Annotated in this window: 18 protein-coding genes and 2 pseudogenes; 15 read left to right on the plus strand and 5 right to left on the minus strand. The window is 39.8% G+C overall.

Annotation, left to right across the window (positions count from 1 at the left end; genetic code table 11):
* Positions 1-2 precede the first annotated feature (2 nt).
* Positions 3-1,046: pseudogene (locus DOZ58_RS16670) on the plus strand (helicase-related protein); the annotation flags it as partial.
* A gap of 472 nt (positions 1,047-1,518) precedes the next feature.
* On the opposite strand, the gene DOZ58_RS16675 reads toward DOZ58_RS16670, so the two are convergent.
* The 4 genes and pseudogenes from DOZ58_RS16675 to DOZ58_RS16690 form a co-directional block, all read right to left on the minus strand.
* Complete coding sequence (locus tag DOZ58_RS16675) at positions 1,519-2,337, minus strand: ABC transporter permease (RefSeq protein WP_111889327.1); 819 nt, start codon at positions 2,335-2,337, stop codon at positions 1,519-1,521.
* Positions 2,334-3,275, minus strand: coding sequence for an ATP-binding cassette domain-containing protein (locus tag DOZ58_RS16680; RefSeq protein ID WP_111889328.1), 942 nt, complete (start codon positions 3,273-3,275; stop codon positions 2,334-2,336). Before DOZ58_RS16680 ends, DOZ58_RS16675 begins: the two co-directional genes overlap by 4 nt.
* A gap of 100 nt (positions 3,276-3,375) precedes the next feature.
* Positions 3,376-4,449 (minus strand): cell wall metabolism sensor histidine kinase WalK, encoded by a 1,074-nt coding sequence (locus DOZ58_RS16685; protein WP_111889329.1) that lies wholly within the window; start codon positions 4,447-4,449, stop codon positions 3,376-3,378.
* Positions 4,446-5,123 (minus strand): annotated as a pseudogene (locus DOZ58_RS16690) (response regulator transcription factor). The gene DOZ58_RS16685 and the pseudogene DOZ58_RS16690 overlap by 4 nt, the downstream one beginning before the upstream one ends.
* Positions 5,124-5,727: 604 nt before the next feature.
* On the opposite strand from DOZ58_RS16690, the gene DOZ58_RS16695 reads away from it, so the two are divergent.
* From DOZ58_RS16695 to DOZ58_RS16730, 8 genes are all read left to right on the plus strand, one after another.
* Positions 5,728-6,027, plus strand: coding sequence for a biotin/lipoyl-containing protein (locus DOZ58_RS16695; protein WP_111889330.1), 300 nt, complete (start codon positions 5,728-5,730; stop codon positions 6,025-6,027).
* Positions 6,028-6,035: 8 nt separating this feature from the next.
* Positions 6,036-6,737, plus strand: a complete 702-nt coding sequence (locus DOZ58_RS16700) for a 2-oxo acid dehydrogenase subunit E2 (RefSeq protein ID WP_111889331.1) — start codon at positions 6,036-6,038, stop codon at positions 6,735-6,737.
* Positions 6,738-6,756: 19 nt separating this feature from the next.
* Complete coding sequence (locus DOZ58_RS16705) at positions 6,757-7,749, plus strand: thiamine pyrophosphate-dependent dehydrogenase E1 component subunit alpha (RefSeq protein WP_111889332.1); 993 nt, start codon at positions 6,757-6,759, stop codon at positions 7,747-7,749.
* On the plus strand, positions 7,749-8,729 hold the full coding sequence (locus tag DOZ58_RS16710) for an alpha-ketoacid dehydrogenase subunit beta (protein ID WP_111889333.1): 981 nt from the start codon (positions 7,749-7,751) through the stop codon (positions 8,727-8,729). Before DOZ58_RS16705 ends, DOZ58_RS16710 begins: the two co-directional genes overlap by 1 nt.
* 78 nt (positions 8,730-8,807) lie before the next feature.
* The gene (locus tag DOZ58_RS16715; RefSeq protein ID WP_111889334.1) at positions 8,808-9,620 is read left to right on the plus strand and encodes an SDR family NAD(P)-dependent oxidoreductase; all 813 of its coding nucleotides are present in this window, start codon (positions 8,808-8,810) and stop codon (positions 9,618-9,620) included.
* Between the two features lie 22 nt (positions 9,621-9,642).
* Positions 9,643-10,683 carry a zinc-binding dehydrogenase gene (locus DOZ58_RS16720; RefSeq protein WP_111889335.1) on the plus strand — a complete coding sequence of 347 codons (1,041 nt, stop codon included), beginning with the start codon at positions 9,643-9,645 and terminating at the stop codon, positions 10,681-10,683.
* Positions 10,684-10,743: 60 nt separating this feature from the next.
* Positions 10,744-12,084 (plus strand): acetyl-CoA hydrolase/transferase family protein, encoded by a 1,341-nt coding sequence (locus DOZ58_RS16725; protein WP_111889336.1) that lies wholly within the window; start codon positions 10,744-10,746, stop codon positions 12,082-12,084.
* A gap of 105 nt (positions 12,085-12,189) precedes the next feature.
* A complete protein-coding gene (locus DOZ58_RS16730) occupies positions 12,190-12,699 on the plus strand; it encodes a hypothetical protein (protein ID WP_111889337.1) in 510 nt (169 codons plus the stop codon).
* A 13-nt stretch (positions 12,700-12,712) separates the two neighbouring features.
* Here the strand turns inward: DOZ58_RS16730 and DOZ58_RS18750 are convergent, their stop codons facing one another.
* On the minus strand, positions 12,713-13,843 hold the full coding sequence (locus DOZ58_RS18750; protein ID WP_204355431.1) for a response regulator transcription factor: 1,131 nt from the start codon (positions 13,841-13,843) through the stop codon (positions 12,713-12,715).
* A 108-nt stretch (positions 13,844-13,951) separates the two neighbouring features.
* Here DOZ58_RS18750 and DOZ58_RS16740 point away from each other — a divergent pair, with 108 nt between their 5' ends.
* The 6 genes from DOZ58_RS16740 (at position 13,952) to DOZ58_RS16765 (ending at position 22,302) form a co-directional block, all read left to right on the plus strand.
* Positions 13,952-14,725, plus strand: coding sequence for an MBL fold metallo-hydrolase (locus DOZ58_RS16740; RefSeq protein WP_111889338.1), 774 nt, complete (start codon positions 13,952-13,954; stop codon positions 14,723-14,725).
* A gap of 20 nt (positions 14,726-14,745) precedes the next feature.
* Positions 14,746-15,627 carry an alpha/beta fold hydrolase gene (locus DOZ58_RS16745; RefSeq protein ID WP_111889339.1) on the plus strand — a complete coding sequence of 294 codons (882 nt, stop codon included), beginning with the start codon at positions 14,746-14,748 and terminating at the stop codon, positions 15,625-15,627.
* Positions 15,628-15,675: 48 nt separating this feature from the next.
* On the plus strand, positions 15,676-16,842 hold the full coding sequence (locus DOZ58_RS16750; RefSeq protein ID WP_111889340.1) for an iron-containing alcohol dehydrogenase: 1,167 nt from the start codon (positions 15,676-15,678) through the stop codon (positions 16,840-16,842).
* Positions 16,843-16,869: 27 nt separating this feature from the next.
* Complete coding sequence (locus tag DOZ58_RS16755; RefSeq protein WP_111889341.1) at positions 16,870-19,698, plus strand: molybdopterin-dependent aldehyde oxidoreductase; 2,829 nt, start codon at positions 16,870-16,872, stop codon at positions 19,696-19,698.
* Between the two features lie 106 nt (positions 19,699-19,804).
* Positions 19,805-22,102 (plus strand): pyridine nucleotide-disulfide oxidoreductase/dicluster-binding protein, encoded by a 2,298-nt coding sequence (locus DOZ58_RS16760; RefSeq protein WP_111889342.1) that lies wholly within the window; start codon positions 19,805-19,807, stop codon positions 22,100-22,102.
* A complete protein-coding gene (locus DOZ58_RS16765; protein ID WP_111889343.1) occupies positions 22,099-22,302 on the plus strand; it encodes a DVU_1557 family redox protein in 204 nt (67 codons plus the stop codon). The genes DOZ58_RS16760 and DOZ58_RS16765 overlap by 4 nt, the downstream gene beginning before the upstream one ends.
* Positions 22,303-22,356: the final 54 nt, after the last annotated feature.

A 22,356-nucleotide genomic window follows, 5' to 3' on the forward strand; every position in this document is an offset into this window, starting at 1 on the left:
ATTTATTTCTATCGGTTTTCAGAGGCAGAACTGACGTTTGTGCCAAACGGTGGCGAAATAAGCCAGGCTATTCACCATACTGCTTTAATGACTTCAAACCAGGCATCTGTAATAAACCCCGGACAAAGTGTACGGAATGTAAGCAAAGTAATTTTGCGTCACTGGACAGAAAACAACTGAAAAAACACTTGTTAGGGACAGAAAGAACCAGCCATATCAAACAATTGGTTGAGCTTCAAAGTGGCAAAACCGTAAATGTTATTGAATTATCAGGCAATTTAACGGCGAAGAATAGAAAAAAAGCGGTGGAGAGTATCAGGGCAATTAAAAGTGGCGAAAAGTACGTGATTATCGCTACCGGAAAGCTAATTGGCGAAGGCTTTGATGAAGCAAGATTAGACACTTTATTTATGGTCATGCCAATTGCGTGGAAAGGAACGATTGCTCAATATGCCGGACGACTTCATCGGAATTATGAAGGTAAAAAGGAAGTGCTTATCTATGACTATGTTGATGTCCATATACCAGTTTTGGAACGAATGTATCATAAACGGTTAACGGCATACCGATCATTAGGATACAGTATAAAAACCAGTAGCAGTACGTCTGATCTTGAAAATGGTATTTTCGATGAATCAAATTATTTTGATTATGTATTGAAGGATATTGAAAGGGCAAAAAAAAATGTGTTAATTTCAAGTCCATATCTGCAGAAAAAGAAAATTGAAAAAGTGAAAGACGTGCTTTTAAAAACATATTCATCAGGAATACGAGTAACCTTATGCACCAATGAAATTGTGGCTTTTCCAGATAAGCAAATGAATTATATCAAAGCGATTATTGAAAAAATAAGCGGAAAAGGAATTGATGTGATTCAGATAAAAAATAACCGATATCGGTTCATGATTATTGATAGTAGAATTGTCTGGTATGGCGGTATCGATATTCTGGGGAGATGCTTAAATGAGCAATCTTTAATTCGGATTGATAATGGGGCATTGGCAAATGAATTGACTGGTATTATTTATGAACATATCAGTCAATAGATTAAAATACTTACTCCCGGGTGGCATTGCATGATAATCGGTTGGAGATCACCTTGCCAGGGAGGCTGTTGGATGAGGTTTCCATAAAAAAATAGGCTTAGATAAGAAAGTATATGAAGACAAAAAATGATGGTTGGCATTTTGTCTTTATCGTTCGTATAATGTATGCCCTAGACCTACTGATTCGTAATCTCAGTAGGTCGAGGGTTCGATTCCCCCCGCTAGCTCCAGTAAAATGATTATATTTTTGCAAAAGGAATGTCTTTAAACAGCCATTCCTTTTGTTTTAAAATTGTTTTTGTACATTAATCACTTACCATTAACATCAATGCTACGCACTCCACGTGCTTTGAGGATTTAAAGAAGATGCTTGATCAAGTTTATATCCCCTTGGCGGCGGAGTATGTTTATAACTAAAATTTGAGTTTTACATGATAATCTATATTTTACCAATACTTTTGTTCATGTTGTTTTACCTGCTTTTTTCCGAGCGGGCAAAAAGAAAGGTACCGATCATCAAACAAATCACGGTCAACACGACAATGGCGGTAAAGTTCACCACGGGATTAAATAATACAACGCTTGCGTATTCCGGAGTTCCAGCGTAGACCACCGCGCGAACCAGGTCAAGGCAGTATGTCATCGGCATGGCATGGCTTAAGACATACAGAATGCCACTGGAGTTATTAATTGGAATGATCGCTCCGGAAAGAAACATCTGCGGCATGGTGATAAGCATCACAGCAGTATTGGCTGTCTTATTGCTTTTGATAACCCCGATGATGATCATTGCCAGAGCGCCGCCGGAAAGGCACATCAGCGGTGATAGGATGAGAATCATCAGCAGCTGTCCGGGATTCAGGGTAATTCCCATGATGATCCCAACAATTAAGGTGCCGGCCATACTGATAATAGCACCAAAGGATGAGCCGAAAATTTTACCGATCACGATCGAATAGCGCGAGACCGGAGAAACCAGCATCTCCTGAGTAAAATCCGTGGTATGGTCTTCGACCAATGATGTCATTCCCATGGTTGTGACCATAAAAAGCATATTAACCATCATACCGACCATCATAAATTTACTGTAATCGAAACGGAGTCCTCCCGTCATATTCTCAGCGAGGCTGCCGCCCAGCATCCCCATCATGATCAATGGCATGGCAAGACTCGTAAAAATTGTACCGGGTGACCGGAGTGCCAGAGTTATGTCCCTTAGAGCGATCGTGATAACGGCATTGATTTCTCGTTTGACTCTTGATTTTCTATTTGTCAATGAAATTTCAGTCATGCTGCACCTGCCGTTTTGTTAATGTAATCCACATATGCGTCTTCCAGTGATGGCTCTTTAATTTCCAATACCGTCAGTTTGGTTTTAAGTTTGGAAATAATTTCCTGCGGCGTTCTGTTCTGATAAGGAACGATGATATGCGTATCCTTTTTATGTAACAATCCCAGCTCCGAAAGTTCACTCGTCAAGCTTATCCGGTCTTCGGCATCCAGAATAATTTCCTTGCGTAGCAGACTTTTTTTCATTTCCTCCGGCGAGCAACAGCTGGCAATCTGTCCTTTATTAATAATGCATACCTTATCCACATGCTCAGCCTCGTCGATATAGTGTGTGGTTAAAAAAACCGTTGTCCCGTATTCTTTGCGGACATTATTAATGTATTCCCACAGACTTCTACGGCTTACCGCGTCCAGTCCCTGCGTCGGTTCGTCAAGAAACAAAACGGCCGGTGTGTGCATGAGACTGCGGATAATCTCCAGTTTGCGTTGCATGCCGCCCGACATCTTTTTGACGGGCTTAAAGATGGTATCCCGAATTCCGACAATCTCGGCGAGTTCCATGACACGATTTTTATATTCTGCGGGCATAAGCCGAAAGGATGGACGGTAACTGTACATCCCATATAAGCAAGCATGGAAGCGAATATTTTCCTCCGCTGAGAGCTGTAGATCGAGGCTGGGCTTTTGGAAGATGATCCCTACCTTATCCCGTACCTGCTTTGCTTCTTTTTCAATGTCATAGCCGGCAATCATTACGATGCCAGAAGTTTTGGACAATGTAGTGGTCAGGATCGAAATAGTGGTGGTTTTTCCGGCTCCGTTGGGACCGAGGAAAGCAAAAAACTCGCCTTCATCCACCGCAAAACTGACCCCCTTGACGGCCGGTGCTTTTGCTTTGTCATATTGTTTTATCAGATTTTCTACTTGAATCATCGACATAAAAATAACCTCCTGTTTATTTACTTCGAAATTAGTTTAACAAAGTAATTTAAACACAATATAAATGGCATTTAAACACAATGTAAATGCGAAAAAAAGTTTATCGGTCTTTGATGGAAAGCAACTTCGGCAGGGTGATCGTAAATGTTGTGCCCTTATTGATTTCGCTTTGCGGAGTAATTTGACCTTCATGCAATTCTACAATTTTTTTAGCGAGAGAGAGTCCGAGTCCGTTACCGCCGAGAGCCCGGTCGCGGGATTTATCGACCTTATAAAAGCGCTCAAATATATGGATCTGGTCTTCCGACCGGATACCGATACCGGTATCGATAATCTGACAGCACACCTTTGTTTGATCGGACGTCAATATAACGTGAATCATTCCACCTTCCGGCGTGAATTTTATAGCGTTATGGAGAAGATTCACCCAAACTTGAGACAGCAACCCCTCGTCGCCCTGGATTGATAATCTTTCCAAATCCACTTCCATCACAATATGCTTGGTGCTCCATTGTGGCTCTAACATCAGGGCAACATCCTCTAACTGCTTGTCGAGCCTGAATTCGATGAAGGATAAAGGTTCACCTCCAGTTTCCAGCGCTGATAGCTTCAGCAGATTATCACTTAAAGCGGACAACCGTTTGCTTTCGGTTTCAATGATACCTAAATAGCGATTTTTTTGTGCAGTTGTTAGGGTGTCGCTTTTTAATAATGCGGCAAAACCGCTGATGGAAGTCAGCGGAGACTGTATCTCGTGAGATACGTTGGAAATAAAATCCTGTCGTAGCTGTTCCATCGTGCCAAGTTCTTTCGCTATTTTATTGATTCCCTCCACCATATCGTTGTGGTGGTACTCATCCCAAGTCTCGATAAAGACGTCGAAATCCCCTTGGGCAATTCTTGTCATAGCGTTTAGTAATTGATTTTGCATAACATGATGCTGCTGGATACCTTTTGAATACTTACTAGCGATTAATCTGGAAACGGATGCCACACATATAAATAAAATCATGCCAACGAGTCCTGAAATAATATGAGTCCAAAATTCCGAAGGCGTGCCGGTCCAGTGGTAAATCATAACTGTAATGCCATACCCGGCGGCAAAAGAACAGCCAAAAGTAAAAAAAAGTAAAGCTACTGAAATTGCGGCAGGAGGTCGTTTAGTCTGTTTCATGAGACCACCTCCAACCGGTATCCAAGACCCCGGATGGTGGTAATTTTAAAACCGGTCTGTTGCTCCGGAAAACGATCGCGCAATCGGTTTACATGGACGTCTAACGTCCGTTCGTTTCCCTCAAAATCAACGCCCCAGATATCTTCAATCAATCGGTTGCGGGAAAATGTTTTACCGGGAAAGCTTGCCAGCTTGAAGAGCAATTCAAATTCCTTCATCGGAATATCTTCATGTAAGCCATTCATTGTGATGCTGTGGCGGTTTCTATCGATCGTAACATTGCCGATCTGGATTATCTGGGATGCTTAAATTTTATAACGCCGCAACAGCGCCTGAACGCGTACGACCAATTCATCGCCTTCAAAAGGCTTGGTCAGATAATCGTCGGCGCCAAGTCCGAAGCCTTTTACCTTGTTTGCGAGCTCACCTTTGGCCGTCAGCATTAAAATCGGCATGTTTTCGTAATAAGAACGCAAATGACGACAGAGCTCAAAGCCGTCCATGTTCGGCATCATGATGTCGATAATTGCCAGATCAGGGTTATCAATATCGATATTTTGTAGCGCTTCATGTCCGTCTGCTGCCTCGCATACTTCAAATCCGTTGTTTTGAAGCAAAGCAATCACAAGTTCACGGATGTTTGAATCGTCGTCAACAATCATAATTTTACTCATCTTTCATCACCTCTTCTAAATTGTATCATACCGATTTAAACGGAGATTAAACGAAGCAAAAAAATTGCAACTTTTGATTATTTCCTAATGTGGTGATATATGAGTGTTACAACTTCATTGTACCATTGCACAGCTTTATTATAACCTTGGTGACTACTTTGTGTGTTGAAATTGCTGGAGATGTCTATTATGAAAAAAGTATACAGCGAATAAGAGTACTTTGAAGCGTCAAAACGGCAGATAAAATTGGTATTACAAGTATTCTAAAAAAAGATAAAAGTGTCGTAAAGATGTCGTATATAAAGAATTGATGGCTTTAATAAGCCGTTTTATTGCTGATTCGTAATCAATAGGTTGGACCTGCCAGTCCAGTAAAAATAGCACAAGTGAGCCGTTTTATCGGCTTTTTTTTGTGTCGCAAATAAAGGAAAGCGGACAAAAAAACGCTTTATACTTCTAAAAAACCTGTTCAAAAAGTCCGCATGTTGAGCCGTTTTGTTTTGAAATTTCAAGATTAGAAAGGATGAGAAAAGGATGAAAAGAATTAGAAAAGATCAAAAAAGTCTGATAAATATAATAATTCAATCATCTTTTGGGAGGATGAATGCAATCGTTTAAAATGCTACGATTATTACGTAATAATGATCAAATAAATTTAGGAGGCGAAATAATGGTAGAAGTCCAAGTTCCTATGATAGGACAATCGGGAATGGATGTAAGAATTGAAGTATGGATGATTGAAGAAGGTGAACACATTGAAAAAGGAGAACCTTTGTACGAACTTTCCAATGAAAAACTCAATCAGGAGATTGAAAGCCCTGCCACTGGTACTTTAGTTAAAATTTTAGTGCCAGAAGGTGAGACTGTTGCTGTTGGCGATATACTTGCCCACATTGAAGAATAGGAGTTAATATGGCAGAGCCGAAAAGAATAAAAGAAAGTTATAAAATTTCTGGTGCACGTAAATTCATCGGGAAGAAAATGACAGAGAGCCTGAGAGATTATCCGCAAGGATCGGGATCGATTTATTTTCCAGTAGACGCAGTGCTTGACCTAAAAGATGAACTCAAGGCTCAAAATCCTAATGTAAGTGTTACCTCTGTATTTGTCAAGCTGGCAGCGGAGGCTTTAAAAGAACACCCGTTGATAAATTCAGCATTGATCGGTGATGAATTCTTTATTTATGATTCGATAAATATTGCAGTGGGTATTGGTTTGCCCGAAGGAATTATGATGGTTGTTGTTAATGAAGCTCAAGATAAAGATGTTTTCCAAATTTCAGATGAGCTTCAAGACATGATTGCAAAATTAAAAACAAAAAAACTCGGAATGGAACATATGATGAATTCTACTTATACCATAAGTAATATGGGGATGCTTGAAATAGACCAGGTAACACCATTTTTGAATCCACCGGAAACGGGCATCATGGCCATTGGGACAACAAAAAAACAATTGGTTGTGAATGATGATGACACCACCAGCATTAAAAGAATGGCGTGTTTCAGTGTGACAATTAATCATGCAGCTATTGACGGATTTCATAGTGGCTTATTTCTAAAAACATTTAAGAAATATTTACTGGACCCAAAATCATTTATGGGTTTGAAATAAGAATATTGGAGGTAAATTAATGAACTTTTCAAATGAAGAACTTCTGGACATGTATTCGGATATTGTAAAATCAAGAGTCCTCGGTGAAAAAATCGTTGAATACATTTATAGTGGAAAAATTGCAGGTGCAATCCATCCTTGTTTAGGACAGGAAGCGGTTAGTGCTGGTATTTTGACGGCATTCAAAAAATCGGACATTATCACCTATGGTACTGAAACACATCGAGCTCAGACCGTGATGGCTCATCGTGTTGGTTGGAAACCATTTATTGCGGAATTGCTTGGCCGAACCGGTGGCTGTAATGACGGCATATCAGGTGAATATCATATCCATGATCTCAAAAATGGACAACTCCCTGCAGCCGGTGCACTCGGCGGGACCTGGGCCGAAATTGCTGGATTTGCATGGGCTCTTAAGAATGATGGTAAAAAGCGACAGATTGGTTTTGCTCCATATGGAGACGGTGCGATCAGTCAAGGTGCAACCTATGAAGCAATGAACATAGCGGCCCTTTTCAAATTGCCGATTTTGTTCTTCATCGAAAATAATGGGATTGCGATGTCGACACCGGTGGAAAGCCAGTCGCCATTGGAAAACCTGGCCGATCGAGCAGCAGCATTTAACATGAAAGGCGTTACGGTTGATGGCGATGATCCCGTAGCAGTCGCTGAAGCAGTTCTAAATGGGATGGAATTGGCAGCTAATAATGAGCCGAATGTTGTTGAAGTCAAAACAATGCGTTGGGAAGGCCATTATGTTGGTGACGCTCAGAAATATCGCGATTTGAGTTATAAAAAAGATTTAGATTCTATTTGCCCGGTTGTTCGTTTCGAAAAACGCTTGAAAGAATTAGGAATTCTTGATGATGAAATCATTAAAGCAGTGAAAGAAGCACAAACAAAAGAAATTGTTGAAGGTTTTGATGAAGGATTAAGTCAAAGCTGCGTAACTAAAGAACAGGTGTTAGATTACAAGAGAGTTTATTCAAATAATGCAGGAGGTGAACTATAATGTCAGAAATGTCAGTTATGAAAGCGCTGAATCTTGCCATGTTCGAAGAAATGGCGACTGATGAAAAAGTTATATGTATTGGAGAAGATCTGGGCAAACAAGGTGGATGCTGGGGAACCTTTACCGGGTTACAAGAAAAATTTGGAAAAAATCGTGTATTGGAATTTCCGATTTTAGAAGCTGGTTACACATTATTCTCTGTCGGTGCTGCATTAGGTGGGTATCGGCCAATTGTAGAATTTATGTTTGCCGATTTTGCAACACTCGGATTTGAAGGGATTGTCGATATTGCAGCAAAAATTCGGTTTAATTCCGGTGGCGTCGATAGTTGCCCGGTAACTTTTGTTTTGCCTCAGGGTGGAGGAGGAAAGAGTGGAGCCCACCATTCTCAAAGTGTTGAAGCTTGGTTTGCAAATGTACCGGGGCTAAAAATTGTTGCGCCGACAACTCCAGCAGATGTAAGAGCTTATTATCGTGCTGCGATTCGTGATGATGATCCGACATTATTCATTTACCAGAGAGCAACAATGGGTTTGTCAGAAGAAGTACCCGATGAGTTGGATGAAGTGCCATCTTTACAAAAAGCTGGAAAAGTTGTTAAAACAGGTGCCGACTTAACCGTTGTTGCCTACCATAGAGCATTAGTGAATGTCATGGCAGCGGCAGCACAAGTTGAAGCAGAAACTGGAAAAACGATTGAGATTATTGATCCGAGAGTATTAATTCCCTTCGATAAAGAGATTGTGTTTGATTCTGTTAAAAAAACCGGCCGCTTAATGGTTGCACATGAGGCCCCAGAAAGAGGTGGTTTTGGAGCACAGATTGTCTCTTGGGTTGTCGAAAATTGCATGAATGAATTAAAAGCAGCGCCAGTTCGTGTATCAGGTGTGAACTCAATCATACCATTTGGAGATTTAGAGAAGTATTTATATCCGTCCGTTGAAGATATGAAAGAAGGAATTTTAAAAGCGCTAAAATAGTCTGATAATTTGCAATAGACATAGGCGATGGAAATCATCGCTTTCTATTGCTCAAGATAAATTAAGGAGATAAGTAGTATGGCTATCAAATTCGAATTTTCCGAAAAAACTGCGGTTATTACTGGGGCAGCCAAAGGTATTGGTGCCGCTATTGCTGAAATGTTTGCTGAGTCAGGAGCAAATGTTATTATAGTTGACATGGATGTTGAAAATGGCGAAAAAATGGCGTCGAAGCTTGAAGAAAAAGGGGTTAAATCCCTTTTTCGAAAAGTGGATATCAGCGATGAAAATGCTGTTGATGCATTTTCAAAGGAGATATTAGACAAATTTAAAAAGATTGAAATCCTTGTAAATTGTGCAGGTATCGGACCAAAAGATATAGGACCGCCATTTTCAAAAATATCTTCAGACGATGTAAAACGTGTTTTTAATGTCAACACAGTAGGCATGCTTAATATGTGCCGATCCTTTTATGGTAATTTCTACGCACAAAAAAGTGGAAAGATTATTAATATTTCTTCAATTGCGGCGTTTCTGCAAGTGCCAATGATGCCTCAATATGGTGCCTCTAAGGCAGCAACGATTAGCTTTTCTAATTCTCTTGCAAAAGAAATGGGAAGTTTTAATGTGAATGTCAACTGTGTCAATCCTGGATTTATTAATACCGATATTTATTCAGATGCATTAGATTTTAAAAAAGCAGTGCCTGGAGCATTCGAAGATTGCAGCACAAGCCAACAAGTTGTTGAAAAAATGGCATCAGGGTCAGCATTAAAGCGTACTCAGTCACCAGAAGATATTGCTTTTGCAGTATTGTTTTTAGCATCGGATGAAGCAAAAAATATTACCGGACAGTGTTTAAATGTGGATTCTGGAATTGTATATCGTTAAATAGAAAGATTGGGGAGAAAAAATGAAAGCGGTTCAAAAATTAGAACATGGTGTTGGTTATCTAGGATGTGTAGCGGTTGAGGAACCAAAACCAACTTACGGTAGCGTTAAAATTAAAATAGAATTTTGTGGCATATGTGGTTCTGATTTGCATATTGTTGGTGGTTTTGAAACACCGACATCTCCACTTCCAATCCCCTTTACCATGGGTCATGAATATAGCGGAACTATTGCAGAAATTGGTGAAGGGGTAACGCAATTTAAAGTTGGTGATCGTGTTACAGGTATTGTAACAAAAGGCTTCTGTGGGAAATGTAGATCTTGTTTAATGGGTGATATTGGAAGATGCCAGGATGCCATCAATATCGGTTATGAATGTGATGGAGCAATGGCAGAATACATTTGTATGCCAGAAGGAGCGACGTTTAAGTTGCCTGATAATGTTAGTTTAGAAGAGGGCGCACTGGTTGAACCTGCTGCTGTTGCCGCTCACGCTGTCTTAGAAAACGTTGACATTAAACCAACTGATACGGTTGTAGTTATGGGGGCAGGTCCGATCGGTTTACTTGTTCTTCAATTTATAAAAGCCTGTGGTGCAAAGACAATTTTAGCGGACATTTCTTCCGCAAATGCTCGATTGGAATTAGGTAAAAAACTTGGAGCGGACTACACTTTTGAAAATGACAAATGCAACGTAATCCAGGAAGTGCGTGCCCTGACCTTTGGAAAAGGTGCTGATTTTGTTTTTGAATGCACGGGTGTAGACATCGTAATTACACAATCAATCATGATGACAAAACGTGCCGGAACAATTGTTGAATTAGCCCTTACCAGTGCAGAAGGTAGCAATATAAAAGCATATATTGTTGCCGTCATGCAAAATATGAGAATCCAGTTTTCATATGGTCATAATCTGGGCACATGGCAAAAAACGCTTCAAATGATGGCAGATGGAAGGATTAACACTAAAGATTTAGTAACACATAAATTTAAATTTGAAGATTTTGATGAGGCATTTGAATGTAACGATGCAAATAAAATAAAAGTATTATTGCATCCATAATGTCCTTATCAGTGCGGTAATGAAACGGATTGCCGCACATTTATTATTTGAGAGGTGAAAATGAACTATAAAGAATTATTAGATAAGAAAACAATCACAATTGAAGAAGCTGTAGGAAAGATCACCAATGGAGCTACAATTTACACCTATGGTATAGCTGAGCCAATGGCTTACATGGATCAATTTCATTTATTAAAAGATCGTGGCGTAAAAGGGGTTACCCATATTAATTTATTAAACCTAAAACCTTATGATTTTTATTCAGATGAAACATATGATGGCATCCTTAATCACGTTAGTGGATTTTATGGGAATTTTATGAGAGATCCTGCACAAACAAAAATGACGACCTTTTATCCAAATCATTTGAGTAAAAGTGGAACTGATCGATTATATTATCATGAGATAACAGGAAAACCAGTTAGTATCTTCACTCTGTCAGTTAGCCCGATGGATAAGCAAGGTTACTTCAGCACTGGTCCAATCTGTGTTGCCAGTCCGGATTACTTAAAAAGAGCGGATTTAGTCATTTTAGAAATTAATGAAAATATTCCACGTACTTTTGGGGATACCCAGGTGCATATATCTGATGTTGACTATGTTTTATATGGTAATAATGAGGTAATGTACCTTCCAAGTGGTAATGTTGCATTGAGCGATGAAGATATTCTTATTGGAAAACACATTGCTGACATGATTGAAGATGGATCGACTCTTCAGTTGGGCATCGGTGGAATACCAAATGCAGTTGCAATGGCATTGAAAGATAAAAAAGATTTAGGCGTTCACACTGAAATGTTGAATGATGGTCTTGTTCAATTGTATAAGGAAGGTATTGTAACAAATCGATGTAAAACACTCTATGAAAACAAAATGATAACATCATTTACGTTTGGTAGCAAGGAAACATATGACTTCATCGATGACAATGTTGGCGTCCTGCATATAAATGTCAGAGACAGTAATTCGCCTTTTGAATTAGCAAAAAACTATAAAATGATATCTGTCAATACGACACTTCAAGTTGATTTATTTGGCCAATGTTCTTCGGAAGCTGTTGGAACGAGGCATATAAGTGGTACCGGTGGTCAGGTTGAGACAGCCCAGGGTGCTAAAATGTCGAAAGACGGGAAATCATTTATTGCATTGCACTCAACTGCCAATGTAAAAAACGCGAGTGGCGAAAGAGTATTGAAATCAACGATTGTAGATGTTCATCCCGAAGGTACCGTCATAACATTGTCAAGGGCTGATGTTGATTATGTTGTTACTGAATATGGTGTTGCAGCATTAAGAGGCACTTCCTTAATTGAACGGGCACAAGCGTTGATAAAGATCGCACATCCGAACTTCAGGGATGAGCTTGAAGAAAAAGCAAAACAACGCGCCATATTAAGATAGCGGAATTTAAATGCCTGGTTTTTAAAGGGAGTCTGGAAATGTTGGAATACGTCCAAAAAAGAAGTAAGCATATACTGAAAAATAATCAATGAAAAGGGGTTTAAAATGGAAAATAAATCAGTTAATGAAAAAGTTAAAGAGGGGATTGTCCTGGGCGTTATCCTGACAATGGCAATATTTTTCTTTTCAATCGTCAGTGGAATGTTAGGATTGGTTAATGTATGGGCCGGTTGTATGTTCTTTTGGTATTGGGCAAATGTTGATCATTTCAAAATGGATCATATTGTAGAAAATATCGTTGGGTCTCTAGTTGGGATAGCATTGTGTTTTGGACTTTACTATTTGCTTCACAATTATGGATTGTCTGTTTTTGAAATAGCACTGATTGTTGTATTATTTGTTGTTTTATTCTTTAATATTACGGAGTTTTTACCGTACATTCTTAATAAAGCAACATTTTTGTTTATTACTGTCCTGACAGCACATCAGTTCTTAACAGAAAGTAATTATTTCGATTTGCTTCTTTCATATGCATTTGGTGTTGTTTGGTTTTCACTCATCCTGACCGTGGCATTTAAAGCATTGGGCGCACTTGCAGTTAAAAATGCAGCCTAAAAAATAGTTGCGGTCAGGCAGAGCTACTGTTATCGTTTTCAAGAAGCGCTAATTTTCGAATTTTTCGGATCACTTCTGAACGAGTGGATACATTTAGCTTATTGAAAATATTTCGGACATGTGATTTAACTGTCGAAATGCTGATATAAACCGTTTCTGAAATTTGCTGGTTACTGGCACCATCAATTAAGAGAGATAGTATCTCACTTTCTCTCTTAGTTAGATTATATTCTTCGACCAGAAGATTTTGGATCTCATCTCCTTGTCGTCTTTCTTCGATTTTTCTTATGGTAAAGCAATAAAACGTTTCAATATATTCATTTTGACTTATTTGGGGGGGAAAAAACGTTACTATAAAACCGTGGGTGTTAATAATGGCATTCACTTTTAATTCATCAATAGTAATTTTATTTGTGGATTCAATCAAGTTAATTAGATCACAAACAATTTCGTCTACATTTAACTTACTCGTAATAAAAGCTGTATAATTAATAAATGTTTCATTAAAGTCGATTACATCTTTGTTTTTGTTAAAAAAAATGAAACCAACTGAAGTTAGATCGAATAGTCGATTTGTGAGAAAAATCACATCAGCTTGAGAATTATGTTTTCTAAATAGACGCATTGACTCGTGAAATACTTTTCCAATTTGAGATAACAATTCCAGCTCTTTTGGAGTGAAGTTTCCTTCATTCTCGGTTTTAAAAATACTGATAACATGCATGGGAGGGTGTGCAGCGTCACTCGCACCTAAAATCGCTTGGTAAGCAATACCGTTCTTAGTCAACGATTTACCATATGGCGAGTTTAAAAATTCGTCATAACAAATATCGTTAGTCGTATAAACATATTTGAATTTGTTCGAATTACGGAGGGTGTCAATTTTATTATAAAAGGGATCAGACTTGTAAAAATTTTCTTTATAGTCCTTTAGAATATTTGGCCGTAAATAAAGCGTTTCCAATTTTAATAAGGAGCGTTGACCGTTTGGATTTACATTAAAAACAGAATATGCAGTAAGCTTAAAATCAAAAAAATCAAGTAATGCCGTGAGTGTTCGATTAATAAAGTCTGAATAGTCTTTATTAACAAAAAAGCAAAAATTCAAGATTTTTTCGTAATCAGTAATTGTTAATAGGGACATCGTACTGCACCGCCTTCACAGTCCAATTTTTAAACATCTTAGATATTAGGATTATTATATAACAAAAAAATACCAGAAAGCAAGCGAATCTTACGATTAGGAGGGCAAATGAAAAAAGGCGAGATTTTAATAACATATCTATCAAATGCCGGTTTTATGTTGACGGATGGAAAAACAAAAATTTTAATTGATGGTGTTCATACTGAACAAGCACTCAATTTCAGTCCCATTCCTGAGAAAATAATGAATAAAATAATCAGGGGGGAGGAGAATTTTAGTGACATTGATTGTTTTATGTTCACCCATGTGCATAAGGATCACTGCGACTTAAAAAAACTATGCGAAATCCGAAATCCGGATATAAAAATAGTATTACCAGAACTTGATGAAAACAATAAAGTTTATATGAAAGATGCATTGGACCTTTTGCCAAATCCAATTTCCTATTTAAATTCAGAATATGGTGAAGTAACTTTGATTGAATCTGGAAATTTTAAAATTAAAGCAGCAAGAACTTATCACGATGGGATCAAATACCGGAGTACAATTAATCATTTTAGCTATTTAATCAGTGTTGCCAATCAGCAAATTCTTTTTATGGGAGATGCAGAATCAGGTAATTCGAATATTGTCGATTGGCTGGGCAATGAAACGATTGATGCGGTCTGTATAAATTTTACGGAAATCAGTCAGGAAAAAGGTCGCGCGTTTATCAACCAAGTGGTTAATCCTCGCTTAGCTATTTTTTGCCATATACCATTACAACAACATGATAAATTTCACTACCGCGAAAGGGTGTTGGAGAATGTCAGTAAATATCGGAGTTCACTACCAAAGGTTTATGTGTGTTTAGAAGCAATGGAAGCAATTGTAATTGATTAATATAAAGAGAGGTTAGAATCATGAATAATGAAGTAAAAAAGACCATTATTTCTGCAAATGAAATGGATTTTACGTGCCGAACCTGTGGACTGGACCAAAAGGGTGAATTGGTCATCTTTTTACATGGTTTCCCGCAAAGCTCGATTATTTGGGAAAATATTATGAAGAAACTGGCGGACAAAGGCTATCGTTGCCTGGCCCCTAATCAACGTGGTTACAGTGAAGGTGCACGTCCAATTAGGATGGAAAATTATACCACCAGAAAATTAGCGTCAGATGTGGTCGCTTTGGCTGATGCTGTTGGAGAAAAGGGGAAATTTCATTTAATTGGTCATGATTGGGGTGGTGGCGTAGGTTGGGCTGTTGTTACCCTGCACTCGGAACGGATACAGTCATGGACAGCCATGTCAACACCTCATTCGGCAGCATTTGAATGGGCGGTTGCAAATGATCCTGAACAGCAGAAACAAAGTCGTTATATCTTTGAATATCTAACTCCCGACCTTCCAGAGGAGCTACTTATAAAGGATGACCATGCAAGGCTTAGAGAAATATGGGATGGATTTGAAAGTAAAAATATCGATGATTTTCTTGATATATTCTCAGATAAAGAAGCATGCACATCAATACTCAATTGGTATAGAGCGCTAATGCTGGTAAAACCAAGCGAACAAAATCCAGAGATTCTGTTTGGTCCTATATATACGCCGACCTGTTACATTTGGGGAAATCATGATTTTGCACTGGGAAGAGTAGGGGTTGAAAAAGGCCATGAATACATGAAAGGGTATTACAAATTTGTTGAACTTGACGGAGCAGGACATTGGCTGATGGAAAACAATGAGCAAGAATGTATAAAAGAGATTATCGAGCTAATCGAAAACAATCCAGAAACTAAATAATTCACACAAATGAAAAACATTAAATAATTATAATTTAGGAGCAATAAGATGAAGACGAACGCATTCATGATGTTAATACCACAGTTTATTGATGTAGGAATTTCAAGTAAAACAGGTGAAAAACTAAAAGAACTGGGATGCACTAAAGTCCTGGTCATGTATGATAAAGGCGTTGAGGCGGCTGGAATAACCGAAAAAATAATCGACGCTATTCGACATGAAGGGATAGAAGTAGTCACAAGTAATAGAGTCGAGGCTGATCCGACGGATTTGATTATCACAGAAATTGTAGACTTTGCTAAAAAAGAGAAAGTTGATGGCGTAGTTGCAATTGGTGGCGGCAGCAGTATTGATGCAGGAAAGGGGGTTAAATTATTGCTGAATAACGATGAATCGCTTCAGAGCTTTTATGACTTATCATTTCCCCAAAAATCAGGCGTACCGATGATTGCAATTCCAACAACATCTGGAACTGGTAGTGAAGCTTCTAAGGGAAGTGTAATCACTGATACAGAAAGTGGCTCGAAGCGAGTCGTTATCGGGATGGGAACCATGCCAGATATGGCTCTGATTGATCCAGAACTTGTTCTAGGTGTGCCGCCTAAGGTCACGGCAGCGTGTGCTTTTGATGTTCTCGCTCATGCAATTGATGCAATAACATCCAATATGACAAATTTGATTACTCAAAGTATATCATATGAAGCCATCCGATTAATGAAAAACAGTTATAAAAAAGTCATCGAAAATGGCAAAGATCTGGAAGCTCGTACCGAGATGCATTTAGCGTCAAATTTGGGTGGTATTGCATTAGCAAATGCAAAATGTTCAATGAGCCATGCATTTGCGCATTCGATGGGAGCCATTTTCCACGTACCTCATGGCGTTAGTTGTGCCATCTTTACGCCTGCATGTCTTGAATTTGTGGTTGAAGAATGTCCCAAAGAAATAATTAAAATTGCAGATTTACTGGATGTCAATTATAAAGACACCGATAGCACGGAGTCAATTGCGAAGAAGACTTCAGAAACTATTCATCAAATGTATCGCTCGGTTGGGATACCGGATATCACCGAATTCGTTCCTGATAAACAAGTCGCTTATGAAAAAATAATACCATTAGCATTTAAAGACATTATGGTAAATTTCTGTCCAAGAAAACTTGATGACGACGGAGCAAAATGGATTATTGACCGAACCTATGAATTAGCAGAATAGAAATCTAATACAATATGAGGAGAAAAAATGGCTAAAAGAAAAATGATGTTGTTAATTAATGGCGCAGAACGGATGCTGATTTGTGATCAAGAATCAGATACACTCTCTGATGTTTTAAGACGCATTGGTTTAACGGGTACCAAGGTAGGTTGCGGAACCGGCCAATGCGGCGCGTGTTCAGTTATTCTTAATGGAAAGGTTATTCGTTCCTGTGCAAAAAAAATGAAAAATATTGATGACGGCAGTGCAATTACGACAATTGAAGGAATCGGGTCACCAACAAACCTGCATCCTCTTCAGTTGGCCTGGATCGTTTATGGCGGGGTACAGTGTGGATTTTGTACCCCCGGATTTATCGTTTCGGCGAAAGGTCTTCTTGATACCAATCATAATCCGACTAGACAGGAAGTAAGAGACTGGTTTCAAAAGCATCGTAATGCGTGTCGGTGTACCGGATATGTACCACTTGTTGATGCCGTAATGGCGGCGGCAAAAGTAATCCGTGGTGAAATGACCATGGAAGAGCTAAGTTTTGATATTCCTGAAGATGGGAGAATCTATAACACAAGGTATCCAAGACCAGCGGCTTTGGCTAAAGTAACGGGTACCTGTGATTACGGTGATGATATCGGCATGAAGATGCCGGATGCATTACATCTTGCGGTTGTCATAGCACAGGTTTCTCATGCCAAACTGGTATCGATCGATACGTCGGAGGCAGAAAAGATGCCAGGAGTCGAAAAAGTAATAACCCATAAAGATGTTCAAGGAATTAATCGAATCACCTTTCCAATTGCCAATCCATGGGCTAAGGCAAATGGATTTGATCATTCAATTTTAGTGTCAGACAAGATATATAGATACGGCGATATTATTGCTGTTGTTGCCGCACGAACCAAGAAAGAAGCCCGGGAAGCGGCAAAAAAAGTAACCTTTGCATATGAACAACTACCAGAATATTTAAATATCCTTGAAACCATGGCAATTGATGCACCCCAGGTCAATCCTGAATATCCGAATATTTATATCGAAGCACCCATTGTTAAAGGTCAGGATACCAGAGAAGTGATTAAGAATTCGGCTCATGTTGTTAAAGGCAGTTTCTATTCTCAACGTCAGCCACACCTTGTCATTGAGCCGGATACCAATCAGGCATATTTTGACGAAGAAGGCCGACTTACGGTACAATGCAAGAGTTTGGCACTTGGCCTCACAAAAGGAGTTATCGCTGCCGGCATTGGGTTCCCAGTGGAGAATATTAGAATTATTGAAAATCCGACAGGGGCAAGTTTTGGATATGCAATTTCACCACTCATGCCGGCCATCGCGGCAGTTGCAGCCATGGCTACTGAAAAACCAGTGACGGTTACGCTCAGCTATGAAGAACATCAGCATATTACTGGGAAGCGTGCACCAGCTTTCTCAAATGCAAAACTTGCCTGTGATGAAAAAGGAAAGCTGACAGCAATCGAATATGAAATAGCTTATGATAAAGGCGCCTATACCGAGACAGCAGGCATACTGGTTCAAAAAGGTCTTCGCTTCATGGGGGCTCCCTATACCATACCCAATGCCATGGGTCTCTCCAAAACGGTTATTTCCAACCATACAAATTCCACAGCCTATCGGGGGTTTGGGTCTCCTCAGTGTTATACCTGTTCGGAACAGCTCATGGATATGCTGGCGGAAAAAATTGGCATGGATCCGTTGGAGTTTCGCTATATCAATGTCTACAGAGAAGGGGATGAAAGCCTGAACGGTAATCAATTCGACGTTTATCCGATGGTTGAGATTTTGGATAAGCTGAGACCCAGTTACCGGGAAGCATTAGAAAGCGCAAAAAAAGAATCCACTCCTGAACGAAAAAGAGGTGTGGGGATTGCCTGCGGAGAATACAATGTCACCAGCGGCCCGAATGATCATGCCGAGGTTGCGTTAGGACTCAATCCTGATGGAACCGTGACGCATTATAACACATGGGAGGATCAGGGCCAGGGAGCAGATATTGGTACGCTTGCTCATACCCATGAAGCACTAAGACCGCTGGGATTGCGACCGGATCAGATCAGTCTGTGTATGAATGATACCGCCCTGGCACCGATCACTGGACCGGCAGCGGGGAGTCGTTCCCACTACATGGCCGGTAATGCAACGATTAATGCGGCTGAGCAACTGATGAACGCCATGCGTAAAGAAGATGGAACTTACCGAACCTATGATGAAATGGTCAGTGCCGGAATTCCTACAAAATATTTAGGAATCTCGGATACGACCGGACATACGACGGATCTTGATCCGAATACTGGTCAGGGAAATCCCACCGCTGAGTATACTTTCGGCGTATTTATGGCAGAGGTTGAGGTTGAAGTGGCTACTGGAAAGACCAAAGTACTGAGCATAAAATGTATTGCCGATGTTGGTGTGGTTGGTAACTTTTTAGCAGTTGAAGGTCAGGCTTTTGGGGGAATGGAACACGGAATCGGGATGGCGTTATCAGAGGATTACGAGGATATTCAAAAACATACTAGTCTTATTGGCAGCGGATTTCCATTCATTAATACAATACCAGATAATATGACAGCTGAATTTATCGAAACGCCGAGACCGTCAGGACCTCATGGTTCGTCTGGCTGTGCAGAAGCTTTTCAGAGTTCGCCTCATGTTGCTGTTATTAATGGCATTTACAATGCCTGCGGCGTGAGAATTAAAGAATTGCCAGCCCGACCAGAAAAGGTAAAGGCGTTGTTAGCAGCGAAAGCTGAAGGCCGTGAAATAGAAGAAAAGAAATATTTCCTTGGTTCTGATTTGCACGAGACAATTGATTACATTAAAGCAAACCCAGTGATTGTAGGGTAATCCACTAAAGATGAATTAATATTTTGACGAGATAACAGTGGCAATACATTAATTTATAATGCTGCTATTATGAATTCCTTGAAATTAAACTGATGAGGACATTGCTATGGATATGACGAAACTCGAAAATTTAAAAGAAAAATGCACCAGAGATGAGCCGGTATTTTGTACTAACCAGTGCCCCCTCGGTGTTGATGTAAAAAAAATGATAGCTAGGATTACTTCAGGAGATTTCAAGGGGGCATATAAATATTACAGAAATCAGGTGCTCTTTCCGGAAATCGTTAGTAGACTTTGTGACGAACCCTGTAAAACTGTCTGTTTAAGAAAAAAAATAGATCAAGCAGTATCGGTAAAAATGCTTGAGAAAGCTTGCTGTGATTACACTGCCACAAAAAAAAGTACAGGATATTATATCTCCCGAAAGAAAAAATGTATTGCCGTTATCGGTGGGGGACTTGGGGGACTGAGCTGTGCCGTCAAACTGGCTAGAAAAGGTTACGATGTTCATCTTTATGAAGAAAAACATGGCTTAGGAGGAAACTTAAGGAAATCAAAAGGTCTAATACCGATCTCGATTATTGAAAAAGAATTAGGACAAATCATCAAGGAAGACGGCATCAAATTATATTTAGACACAAGAATAAGCACTTTTGATGAAATTGAATTTGATGCTCTTTACATTGCAACGGGACGGGGGGGCAATGCTTTTGGTTTAGATGAAGGATTTGACCCGGTTTCTCTGGGAACACTGATGAATGGTGTTTTTGGCAGCAAAAGTGCAATGCAGGGAATCGGAAGTCCTGTTTTGATTTCCATACGGGAAGGGATTCGTGCAGCGCAATCCATTGAATCCTATCTCAAGATTGGAACAATGGGCGGGGCTGCGGGCTGTGATGAGGTAGTTCCATCACGACTGAGTGTGGATATTAGCGGAGTAGTGATGGAAGAGCGGATAGTGCCTGGAAATCTTGAATCATATACTGAGCAGGAAGCGATTGCAGAAGCAAAGAGATGTCTCCAATGCGGGTGCGATATGTGTATGACATCCTGTGAGATGCTGTCGTTTTTTGAAAAAGATCCTAAAAAACTCATCGATGACGTTGAGGCTTCGATGAACATCGTGAAAGCGTTCACAACAAATGTTGCTTCCCGGGAGATCAACTCATGTAATGGCTGTGGTTTGTGCAAAGAGGTATGTCCGGAAAACCTTGATTTTGAAGAACTGTTTATGTCCAGTCGAAGAACTCTTCATAAAGGAGGAAAACTGCCACCGGCTTTTCACGATTTTTGGATGAGGGACATGGAATTTTCCAACTCGGAAGCAGCCTTTATGACGATAAATGCCAATGGCGGTGATAAAAGCAGCTATCTTTTTTTTCCAGGGTGTCAGCTGGGAGGCTCTGATCCGGATTATGTCATAAATGCCTATACCTATCTAAAAAAGCATCTTGAGGACGAACCCGCAATGATGATCGGATGCTGTGGTGCTCCGGCCGAATGGGCAGGTAGAGAAAAAGAACATTCGGTAGTGATTGATGGAATCAAAAATATTTGGGAAGATCAGGGCAGACCGGAAGTAATCCTGGCCTGTCCATCCTGCAGAAAAATGTTCGGGAAATATCTTCCCGAAATTCAGGTGCAGTCACTTTGGCGTGTGATGGCAGAGAAAGAAAACGGTGCAAACAGAAAAATCGCTGCATGTAAAAAGATGACCGTATTTGACCCCTGTGCCAGTCGTTATGATCCTGAAGCCCAGAATAGTATAAGAATTATTCTGAAAAATTCAGGCTACGAGCTGGAGGAAATGCCCTACAGTTCAGAGTGGGCTCAGTGTTGCGGATACGGTGGACAGATTCAGGCTGTAAACCGGTCCCTTTTTGATAAAATTGTGAATATCCGGGTGAAAGCGACATCGAATGATTATGTTACCTACTGTATCAATTGTCGAGATACTTTTGCAGCAGCTGGCAAATCAGCAGTTCACATTCTTGATCTGCTATTCGGCAATGATATCGAGGCCAGAGCAGCCAGAAAGCCGCCGACACTGACTCAGCGCAGAGAAAACCGAATTAAGCTAAAAAAGGTGCTTCAGATAGAGAAAGAAGCAATAAAGATAAAGCCCGAAGATAAGCAGATCAAGAAGAATATCAAGGTATTCATTGCTCCAGAAGTTTATGACAAAATGGACAGAAATTTCATTCTGATGGAAGATGTTCAGAGAACGATCGAATATTGCGAGTCAACAGGGAAAAAGATCATGGATATGTCAGCAGGCAATTTTGTAGGTCATCACCAGGATGGAAACATCACTTTTTGGGTAATGTACAAGCCTGAAAGAGATGGGATCAGGCTGGAAACTGTTTATAGTCACCGCCTCATTATAGAGGAGGACAGCCGATGAGTGCAATTGAAAAAATTTCGACATTGATTTGTCTGAAATGCAATGTCCCGCTAGAAATGCACACAAATAATTTTTCATATCTGGGCTTTAATTTCAGTACTAAGGTCCCAACCTGTCCCATCTGTGGGCAGATGTTTTTATCCGAGGAACTGGTCAGAGGAAAGGTAACGGAAGTAGAAATGGGACTTGAAGATAAGTAAGTTACTCGAACTATTTGATTAAAAATAATATGCAAGTATCCTAAAATTGGTGCT

This window comes from Acetobacterium sp. KB-1 (assembly GCF_003260995.1).
In the GTDB taxonomy this organism is placed as follows: Bacteria; Bacillota; Clostridia; order Eubacteriales; family Eubacteriaceae; genus Acetobacterium; species Acetobacterium carbinolicum.

Excerpts from the sequence above, each read along its gene's own strand:
- DOZ58_RS16675 (WP_111889327.1), bottom strand. The coding sequence starts at position 2,337 with ATGACTGAAATTTCATTGACAAATAGAAAATCAAGAGTCAAACGAGAA.
- DOZ58_RS16680 (WP_111889328.1), bottom strand. The coding sequence starts at position 3,275 with ATGTCGATGATTCAAGTAGAAAATCTGATAAAACAATATGACAAAGCA.
- DOZ58_RS16685 (WP_111889329.1), bottom strand. The coding sequence starts at position 4,449 with ATGAAACAGACTAAACGACCTCCTGCCGCAATTTCAGTAGCTTTACTT.
- DOZ58_RS16695 (WP_111889330.1), top strand. The coding sequence starts at position 5,728 with ATGCAATCGTTTAAAATGCTACGATTATTACGTAATAATGATCAAATA.
- DOZ58_RS16700 (WP_111889331.1), top strand. The coding sequence starts at position 6,036 with ATGGCAGAGCCGAAAAGAATAAAAGAAAGTTATAAAATTTCTGGTGCA.
- DOZ58_RS16705 (WP_111889332.1), top strand. The coding sequence starts at position 6,757 with ATGAACTTTTCAAATGAAGAACTTCTGGACATGTATTCGGATATTGTA.
- DOZ58_RS16710 (WP_111889333.1), top strand. The coding sequence starts at position 7,749 with ATGTCAGAAATGTCAGTTATGAAAGCGCTGAATCTTGCCATGTTCGAA.
- DOZ58_RS16715 (WP_111889334.1), top strand. The coding sequence starts at position 8,808 with ATGGCTATCAAATTCGAATTTTCCGAAAAAACTGCGGTTATTACTGGG.
- DOZ58_RS16720 (WP_111889335.1), top strand. The coding sequence starts at position 9,643 with ATGAAAGCGGTTCAAAAATTAGAACATGGTGTTGGTTATCTAGGATGT.
- DOZ58_RS16725 (WP_111889336.1), top strand. The coding sequence starts at position 10,744 with ATGAACTATAAAGAATTATTAGATAAGAAAACAATCACAATTGAAGAA.
- DOZ58_RS16730 (WP_111889337.1), top strand. The coding sequence starts at position 12,190 with ATGGAAAATAAATCAGTTAATGAAAAAGTTAAAGAGGGGATTGTCCTG.
- DOZ58_RS18750 (WP_204355431.1), bottom strand. The coding sequence starts at position 13,843 with ATGTCCCTATTAACAATTACTGATTACGAAAAAATCTTGAATTTTTGC.
- DOZ58_RS16740 (WP_111889338.1), top strand. The coding sequence starts at position 13,952 with ATGAAAAAAGGCGAGATTTTAATAACATATCTATCAAATGCCGGTTTT.
- DOZ58_RS16745 (WP_111889339.1), top strand. The coding sequence starts at position 14,746 with ATGAATAATGAAGTAAAAAAGACCATTATTTCTGCAAATGAAATGGAT.
- DOZ58_RS16750 (WP_111889340.1), top strand. The coding sequence starts at position 15,676 with ATGAAGACGAACGCATTCATGATGTTAATACCACAGTTTATTGATGTA.
- DOZ58_RS16755 (WP_111889341.1), top strand. The coding sequence starts at position 16,870 with ATGGCTAAAAGAAAAATGATGTTGTTAATTAATGGCGCAGAACGGATG.
- DOZ58_RS16760 (WP_111889342.1), top strand. The coding sequence starts at position 19,805 with ATGGATATGACGAAACTCGAAAATTTAAAAGAAAAATGCACCAGAGAT.
- DOZ58_RS16765 (WP_111889343.1), top strand. The coding sequence starts at position 22,099 with ATGAGTGCAATTGAAAAAATTTCGACATTGATTTGTCTGAAATGCAAT.